Annotated in this window: 4 protein-coding genes; all 4 read left to right on the forward strand. The window is 68.2% G+C overall.

Annotated features, from left to right (window positions below; genetic code table 11):
• Nucleotides 1–494, forward strand: a 494-nt coding sequence (locus tag G3N99_RS38565) for a DMT family transporter (protein WP_206125013.1), incomplete at its 5' end; no start/stop codon positions are given.
• Nucleotides 495–646: 152 nt separating this feature from the next.
• Complete coding sequence (locus tag G3N99_RS38570; protein ID WP_011352810.1) at nucleotides 647–1,828, forward strand: PLP-dependent aminotransferase family protein; 1,182 nt, start codon at nucleotides 647–649, stop codon at nucleotides 1,826–1,828.
• A 42-nt stretch (nucleotides 1,829–1,870) separates the two neighbouring features.
• Nucleotides 1,871–2,329 (forward strand): RidA family protein, encoded by a 459-nt coding sequence (locus G3N99_RS38575; RefSeq protein WP_011352811.1) that lies wholly within the window; start codon nucleotides 1,871–1,873, stop codon nucleotides 2,327–2,329.
• Nucleotides 2,330–2,342: 13 nt separating this feature from the next.
• Nucleotides 2,343–2,694: PhzF family phenazine biosynthesis isomerase (locus tag G3N99_RS38580; protein ID WP_206125014.1), on the forward strand; the 352-nt coding region annotated here is incomplete at its 3' end.

A 2,694-nucleotide genomic window follows, 5' to 3' on the forward strand; every position in this document is an offset into this window, starting at 1 on the left:
CGCTGCGCGACGGCGGCGGCACCGTGCAGGCCGGCGACGCGCTGATGCTGGTCGCGGTCGGTATCGGCGCGCTCGGTTATGCGGAAGGCGCGCGCCTCGCGCGCCAGATCGGCGGCTGGCAGGTGATCTGCTGGGCGCTCGTCGTGTCCGCGCCGTTCCTCGTGCTGCCGGTCGGCTGGCTCGCGTGGATGCAGCATGCCGCGCATCCGGGCCCGCTCGCCCTGCGCACGTGGCTCGCATTCGGCTACGTGACCCTCTTTTCGCAATTCATCGGCTTTTTTGCCTGGTATGCGGGGCTCGCGATGGGCGGCATCGCACGCGTCGGCCAGGTGCAATTGCTGCAGATTTTCTTCACGATCGCCTTTTCCGCGCTGCTGTTCGGCGAAACGGTCACGCCGTCGACGTGGCTGTTCGCGGCCGCGGTGATCGCGACCGTGATGCTCGGGCGCCGCTCGGCGGTCGCCACCGCCGCGCAACCGGCTCGCGCCGGCTGAACAGCTGCGCCATAATGGACGTTTTGCCTGATCGGTTTTGCCCACCCGGCCGCGAAGGCTCGATCGCGCTCGTGCCTGCCCACCCGGCAGCGTCGAAGCGATTTGCCCGAACGACCTTTCTTGACTGACCACGATATCCGAACGAGGAGACTATGAATCCGAGCGACCTGCATCCGCCGCACTGGCAGCTTTCCGAACGCGCACGCAAGCTGACGAGCTCTGCAATCCGCGAAATCCTGAAGGTCACGGAACGCCCCGAGGTCATCTCGTTCGCCGGCGGCCTGCCCGCCCCTGCCACGTTCCCGGCCGAGCGCATGCGCGCCGCCGCCGATCGCGTGCTGCGCGACGCGCCGGCCGCCGCGCTCCAGTACAGCGCGACCGAAGGCTACCTGCCGCTGCGCGAATGGATCGCCGAGCGCTACAGCGTGCGCGTGTCGCAGGTGCTGATCACGACCGGCTCGCAGCAGGCGCTCGACCTGCTCGGCAAGGCGCTCGTCGATCCGGGCAGCCCGATCCTCGTCGAAACCCCGACCTACCTCGGCGCGCTGCAGTCGTTCTCGCTGTACGAGCCGCGCTACGTGCAGGTGCCGACCGACGAGCAGGGCCTGCTGCCGGACGGCCTCACGCCCGAACTTACGCAAGGCGCGCGCCTGCTGTACGCGCAGCCGAACTTCCAGAACCCGACCGGCCGCCGCCTGCCCGTCGAGCGCCGCCGCGCGCTCGCCGCGTTCGCGCAGTCGAGCCCGTTCCCGGTGCTGGAAGACGATCCGTACGGCGCGCTGAACTACCGCGGCGAGCCGCTGCCGACGATGCTGTCGATGGCGCCCGATCACATCGTGCACCTCGGCACGTTCTCGAAGGTGCTCGCACCGGGCCTGCGGATCGGCTACATCATTGCGCCCGAGGAGCTCCACTTCAAGCTCGTGCAGGCCAAGCAGGCCACCGACCTGCACACGCCGACGCTCACGCAGCGCATCGCGCACGAAGTGATCAAGGACGGCTTCCTCGACGAACACATCCCGACGATCCGCGAACTGTACAGCGCGCAGTGCGACGCGATGCTCGCCGCGCTCGAACGCCACATGCCGGAAGGCATCACGTGGAACCGCCCGGAAGGCGGGATGTTCATCTGGGTGAACCTGCCCGCGCAGATCGACAGCATGAAGCTGCTCGCCACGGCCGTCGACAACCACGTCGCCTTCGTGCCGGGCGCACCGTTCTTCGCGGACAACGCGCAACAGAACACGCTGCGCCTGTCGTTCGTGACGGTGCCGCCCGAGAAGATCGAGGAAGGCGTCGCGCGCCTCGGCAAGCTGCTGCGCGAGCGCCTCTGATCCCCTTTTTCCTGTCACGACTCTCTACGAGGAATCGAATACATGGCTAACGTCTACGACAAACTCAAGTCGCTCGGTATCGAGCTCCCGACCGCCGGCGCACCGGCCGCCGCCTACGTGATGAGCGCGCAGACCGGCAACACGGTCTTCCTGTCGGGCCACATCGCGAAGAAGGACGGCAAGGTCTGGGCCGGCAAGCTCGGCGCGGATCTGCAGACGGAAGACGGCAAGGCCGCCGCCCGCTCGATCGCGATCGACCTGCTCGCGACGCTGCACGCGCACACCGGCGACCTGAACAAGGTCACGCGCATCGTCAAGCTGATGAGCCTCGTCAACTCGACGCTCGACTTCACCGAACAGCACGTCGTGACGAACGGCGCGTCGGAACTGATCGCGGAAGTGTTCGGCGACGCAGGCAAGCACGCGCGCTCGGCATTCGGCGTGGCGCAGATCCCGCTCGGCGCGTGCGTCGAGATCGAGCTGATCGCCGAAGTGGCGTAACGGACGCACCGCGATGTCCGGTCATCGGGTCCGCTTCAAGCAGGTCGACGTGTTCACGGCGGTGCCGTTCAAGGGCAACGCGCTCGCCGTGGTGTTCGACGCCGATTCGCTCGGCGACGACGACATGCTCGCGATCGCCCGCTGGACGAACCTGTCGGAAACGACGTTCGTCTGCACGCCGACCGATCCGGAAGCCGACTACCGCGTCCGGATCTTCACGACGGAGGGCGAACTGCCGTTCGCCGGCCACCCGACGCTGGGCACCGCGCATGCGTTCCTGGAAAGCGGCGCCCAGCCGCGCACGCCGGGCCGGCTGATCCAGCAGTGCGGGGTCGGCCGGGTCGCGCTGCGCGGCCAGCTCGAAC

The sequence above is a fragment of the Burkholderia sp. Ac-20392 genome, assembly GCF_017104585.1.
GTDB lineage: Bacteria > Pseudomonadota > Gammaproteobacteria > Burkholderiales > Burkholderiaceae > Burkholderia > Burkholderia lata.